Genomic DNA, 5,700 nt, shown 5'->3' with positions numbered 1-5,700 from the left:
TATGGAATGCAGCTCGTCGCTCGGTCGCCGTCATAGGGTCGAGAGTGGCCGCGACGCCAGACCGGCCCACCAGCGCGCGGTGCTGCCACAGATCGGCCTCTGTACCCGCATCCGCCCCCCCTCCAAGCCGCCGACGAATATCCCTCAGGAGTGCCGGTTCCAGTCGGATCGCAGGCGAGATCAAGGTAAGCAATCGATTTACGCGGCGGTCTAATTCCGCCGGATTTGACGGGGATGAGGTACCGCGCTCCCACTCCACCAGCGTCCACCAGCGCGCCAAACCGGGATGCCAGCGGGAACGGGGACAGGGTGTAACAGCGACCGCCCGACAGCCGGCCGCCGCCAACCGCCGGCCGAAGCGACTCCAGCGGTCAACCAGCCGATCAGGATTTCCCGCTAGACAGCCTAAATCGCCCAGCACGACGACCAATGTTCCTGGGGGCGGCAGCCGGTAGGCGGACGGTGCTCCCCGCGCATCGACGAGTGTTGGATCATCGCCACAATCAAAAGCGGTTGCGCGCTCCCGCCCATGGTGTGGAAACAGGCTATTCAGACGCTCCTCCAGCAGGGTCTGATCCTCGTAAAACGGGGTCAGACGCTCCGCCCGGTCGCTGATGATCTGCACTGCGGGGCCCCAGCGGCGACGCCGACGCCGGGGAAGAGTGTCGAGCAGCACCCCTCTAGCGATGAGCCTCAGCAACGCTGCTTGATCTGGCATCTTACCTGGCGCCCAGGTGGTCGCATCGGCCCGAAGTCGCGGCAGCAATGCGTTCCAAGGTGTGAGATCGGCGGCGAGCGCGGGCTCACCCCAATCCGGTTCCGCAGGGGGCAACAACGGGTACTGTTGAGGGGGCGGTGCCGCCCTGAGGCGCACACGTTCGATCGGCTGCCAAAACGGAAGCAAGGCCAGTGGCCCCTCAACGAACGTCGGAGCCTGAGGGGCCGGGGAATCTGGCGGCGTGGCGGTAAATGGTCTCTTTCGACGCTTCTTCTTGGTGCGTTCTGGCCCGGGGTGATAGCCAATCAAGGCTGCCATATTTGCCAGCCCAGGCTGCCCACCTGCGGCATAACCAATAAGCAGATCGGCGTAGCCGCAGACTCCCTTCGTGTGGGATGGCGGCATCGGCTGCGTCGGGCGGGGGGGCTTTGCCATAATCGCCCAGAGTCAGAAAGTGGCCAGGATTTCTGACTGTTTGCGCAGGGTATACTCCCGGATCGTCGATAACATCTTTTTTTGGTCGCGGTATTTTTCCGACAAACCTAAGACCGCTCGCAAGAGGTCGAGATATTCTGCTTGTCCTGGAAACGGGCGCACTTGTTCTTTGATTGCCGACTCGCGGTCTGCGTACAGCATCTCCGCCGCCTCTCGCAGTAAAGCGGTATTCGCCTGCGGAAAATGGGCCCGTCCGCGCGCAACAAGGAAGGTAATCAATTTTTCCTGCTCCTCAGGCAAGGCGAGATGAAGCACCAAACAACGTCTCAGGAAAGCGTCAGGCAAAACCCGCTCCTCGTTGGTGGTAATAATCACCAACGGCGCATCACCATCCGCTCGCACCGGTTCAGAATAGGCCAAAGGGGTGAATTCGCGGGCGCCGAGGACTTCCAAGAGCCCATTGGGTACCTCTGTTTCCGCTTTATCGATTTCGTCGAGCAACAATACGGTTCCGTTCATCCAGTCACCACCATCGGGTTGAGCAGGGCTTTCTGCCCCCACGCTCATCGCCTGCGCTTCGGCAGTTTTCCAGTTGAGCGACCACCATAAGGGGCCGGGGCTCAGAAATCGGTTTACCGCCAGATCCTCGCGAGCTTGCGCGCGGTCATCGCGCAACGCCCCTGCGAGTTGCGCTTCCGCGAGTCGCTTAACGGCGTCAAAGGTCCACATCAAATCCCGAGACTCGGTATGCGAATCAATCACATGCTTGACAAAGGTCCGCCCCAAAGCTTTTGCGGCGGCTCGCGCCAACTGACTCTTCCCAACACCCGGCTCGCCGCGCACCAGCAGCGGGCGTCCGGCGGCAAGCGCTGCGTTAATCGCATGAATCTCCCTGACTTGGAGCAAATGGATACGATCATCTTGAGTGTTTTCGCCTTTAAGTTCGACAGTGTAATCACGCTCAGAGCGGGGGACTGGTATAAACTTCGTCATGACGGATCACCATGGAGGTTTAGAATATCTTGAATACTACGGAACATCTCCTGATGATCTGTATCATCCAAACCCAAGTCGACTACTGCGAGGCTTTCATAGGACCGAGCGATTGCCGTCATTAATTCGACATGCCTACGCCTATCATCATCATTGCGGAATTGAGCACAGATAAAATACCACCGCGACCCGTTCCTGAAAAGATGTTCAAGCTCCACATTAATGGAACGATCTATAATCTCCGGCCCCTTTTTTATTTTTTCTTCTGGAATCTTAACGGCCTTTGCCAGGGCCATCCGAAAATTGTTCTCGTTAACACTTCTAGCCGCACCATCATCCAGTAACCCCTCCTCAGGCACCCCGAAGTTCAACGACATGACAGATCGCGGCCACCCCCTCGGATCCTTTATGGTTTTAAACTCGGCCATGCGAACATCGATGCCTGCCATAATAATCTCAGCAAAACTGATAATATCGGTGGGTAGGCTTATTACTTGACCGAGCTCCTTACGCTCCCATTGCTCACAATCAATGCCCGCCTCACGAACGTATAACCAAGGAAATAACCACCCACTAACGTTTGCGATGCAGTTAATCGCCGCCTTTTCATCATTATCCAACCTAAGACGAACCTCTTTCAGAGCATGCGCCGCCTCTACAAAATCAACCTCCAGCAACTTGTCGCAAAGCTTTCCTGCTCGCTCCGAGATGTACGGGACACTGGTGTATGCCAAGCCGAAAGCCTTTTCCAATTTCTGGACGACGCGCTCAGACCGGGCCAGATCTTTTCGGATCGCCTGCTTCAGGCGGTCGAAACGCTCGTCTCTCGATAAAGACCGACGCTCCCCGGATATACCGGATATATCTGATGGCGTTGGCTCAGGTGGTTTCTCATCCGCTTTTGGTAGGGGTCTATCAGGGGCAGGGGAAATAGGTTGAAATAAACCAGAAAGACCATTTATTCCCAAACCCTGTAAAAATTGATGGCCCGTATTCGCCCAGCTACAAATCAAATTCTGTTGTAATATTTTTTTTAGTTCTCTCGCCCTTACTTGCGCGCGCACATTATCATAAACCACATTCAATATCTGTTTTTCAACCAAACTCAAATCATTCTCAGTAAAATTAGGTGAATTTCCATCGCCCCGACGGCCCTGCAAATCAATTGCAGCTACGTAACTTCCCTCCACCCCGTTCAGCGTTTCTTTTAGAAGCTGAAATAGACCTGAACGCTTGCTAACGATTAATGGCACCTCGGCCGCTATAGACTCCCAGCCGGTCAACCCGAATCCTTCGTGCCATGAGAGCATGAGGGCTAGATTGGCTTCGGCCAAGCGGCCTAATAGTTTCTCCCGATCTTCATCAAATGGTAGTGGAAGAATATTAACCATCCGACCTGCATGCTCTTCCACCAGAACGCGTATCTCATTGGCCTCTTCTGTTTGCCCCTCTGGCAGCCCGATCACGTATAGTTCAGGATCATCCATCATGGGCGAGCAATAAGCACTATCCTTCGCGGCCTTTATCGCCGCACCAAATGCCGCAACGGTGAGTTGCCCTTGCTTAATGCGATCCGAAGCCGCCTCCATGCGCCCAAAGCTCACCGCGACGAGCTTAGACCCTTCCTTTTTGCAGGGACTAATGTCTGGGAAGCCGGGGACGAGCATCACTGGCTCCCGACCGCCAGCCGCTAGACGCCGACAGGAATCGCGCAGCAGGGGACCGACACCAAACAGTACAGCCTCATTTGAGGCGAACAGCTTTCTCTGTTCTTCATGCTTAGCGACGGCTGCCGGTCCATTGTCACGCTTGACGCCCTGGTAGGCGATATAGCTCATATGGTGAATCAATGCTGGACGCCCGCCGAGCCCAGCATCTGGCCCCGCTAACGCAGCGGCTCCGCTCGTTACATCATGCCCAACCCACCAGGCGATCTCTGGTGCGCCGCCGTTCTTCTTTAACCAGGCGACAATCTCGTAAGTCCAAGCCGTGTCGAACTGATCGCTCGCCTTTTTACCCACTATCGGAATCAAGGCGACATTACCCTTTTCGGCATCTGCGTGATCGCGAGCATCTGGATCAAGCACAGCGCAAAAGACCCTACCACGGCTGCCGAGCGCTGCGGCCAAACCTATGGAAAAATCACGATTAAATGCATTGATTCCGCCGTGACGTGGCCCCCAAGCCGTGGCCATTAACACAAAATTTATATCGCTCATTTCAATCCCAGAAATCAGCCACGCATTTCAGGAAGAAAAATAGCACAACTCAACCAACCAGTCACGGTCTTAGAATCGAGAAACACCACCACTAGCATGCCGGGATGAACACTACTGCAACGGCATGAACGTTTAACGGTATGATCTTCTGGCTATGTTGTCCGTCGTCAAAAGGCACGATTATCGAGGTGATGTATCCTAAGTCAGCGGTCTGTCCCAAAGGGGCTAACGACGGACACAATTTCCTCGTGGGCTCAGAGAGATTATATGAGAAGCATTGTCGCTCAGAGCTTTTCACCGAAATATCAACACCTTAACCGCCGAACTGCGTGGCTCTTTACTCCGCATGCGGCAATGGATCTGTGCCTTCACTGAGGATCGCGAGATAACGCCAGTAACTGAAGACCCGCCCTCGCTTCCGGCCAGTGACCTCCTTGACTACCGACAAGCGTTCGAGATCCGCAAGCGCAGCATTGACGGTAGGGGAGGAAAGGCCCGTCCTCTCGACTAGCTGATTGGCCGTGAGGTAGGGATTCTGCTGAAAGAGCTCATGCAGCCGAAGAGCCGACCCGGCTCGGTCACTCTCCATGGTGATCCTCTCCCGATCTGCCTTGAAGAGATCAACAATACGGCTTGCAGCGTCGAATGCTTGATTGGCCGTATCAGCAACGCCTGTCAGGAAGAATTCAAGCCAGGCCTCCCAGGCGCCGTGCTCACGCACCTCCTGGAGGAGCCGATAATAGTCGGTTCGATGCGTTTTGAGGTAAAGGCTCAGGTACAGTAAAGGTTTATGCAGCACGCCGTTTACGCACAGATACAGAGTTACCAGTAAGCGGCCGATCCTGCCATTGCCATCGAGAAAGGGGTGGATCGTCTCGAACTGAACATGCAAAAGGCCTGCTTTAATTAAGGCCGGGAGACGGGACTCTTCCTCGTGCATAAAGCGCTCGAGAGCATCGAGGCAGCCCTCCATTTCTGTTGGCGGCGGCGGGACAAAAAGGGCGTTGCCGGGGCGAGAGCCGCCAATCCAGTTTTGGGATCGCCGAAAATCCCCAGGACTCTTGGTGCCGCCACGCCCGCTCTGCAGCAAGCGCGCGTGCATCTCGCGGATAAGACGCAGCGATAGCGGTAGCTCCTGCAGCCGATCAAGGCCGAACATCATAGCATCGACGTAATTCGAGACTTCGCGGATATCGTCGATCGGCTGTCCGGCATGCGCCTCTGTTTCAAAACGCAGCAAATCGGAGAGGGTCGACTGTGTCCCTTCGATCTGGGATGATAAGACCGCTTCCTTCCTTACATACATGTAAAGAAACAGTTCCTGGCGTGGCAGCA

Annotated in this window: 4 protein-coding genes; 1 reads left to right on the top strand and 3 read right to left on the bottom strand. The window is 55.5% G+C overall.

Translation table 11 applies throughout. The features are described from left to right. Positions 1–214, top strand: a 214-nt coding sequence (locus ACIQ36_RS17755; RefSeq protein ID WP_395831786.1) for a hypothetical protein, incomplete at its 5' end; no start/stop codon positions are given. A gap of 951 nt (positions 215–1,165) precedes the next feature. Here ACIQ36_RS17755 and ACIQ36_RS17750 read toward each other — a convergent pair. From ACIQ36_RS17750 to ACIQ36_RS17740, 3 genes are all read right to left on the bottom strand, one after another. Continuing rightward, on the bottom strand, positions 1,166–2,146 hold the full coding sequence (locus tag ACIQ36_RS17750) for an AAA family ATPase (RefSeq protein WP_395831784.1): 981 nt from the start codon (positions 2,144–2,146) through the stop codon (positions 1,166–1,168). Then, complete coding sequence (locus tag ACIQ36_RS17745; protein WP_395831782.1) at positions 2,143–4,365, bottom strand: glycosyltransferase; 2,223 nt, start codon at positions 4,363–4,365, stop codon at positions 2,143–2,145. The genes ACIQ36_RS17750 and ACIQ36_RS17745 overlap by 4 nt, the downstream gene beginning before the upstream one ends. A gap of 337 nt (positions 4,366–4,702) precedes the next feature. Beyond that, the coding region (locus ACIQ36_RS17740) for a Fic family protein (protein WP_395831780.1) at positions 4,703–5,700 on the bottom strand (998 nt) is incomplete at its 5' end.

This window comes from Elstera sp. (assembly GCF_044372965.1).
Taxonomy (GTDB): Bacteria; Pseudomonadota; Alphaproteobacteria; order Elsterales; family Elsteraceae; genus Elstera.
Note: the sequence above shows the minus strand (reverse complement) of the source record. Positions and strands in the feature narration are given on the sequence as shown.

Coding starts and splice junctions, on each gene's coding strand:
- ACIQ36_RS17750 (WP_395831784.1), bottom strand. CDS start 2,146: ATGACGAAGTTTATACCAGTCCCCCGCTCTGAGCGTGATTACACTGTC.
- ACIQ36_RS17745 (WP_395831782.1), bottom strand. CDS start 4,365: ATGAGCGATATAAATTTTGTGTTAATGGCCACGGCTTGGGGGCCACGT.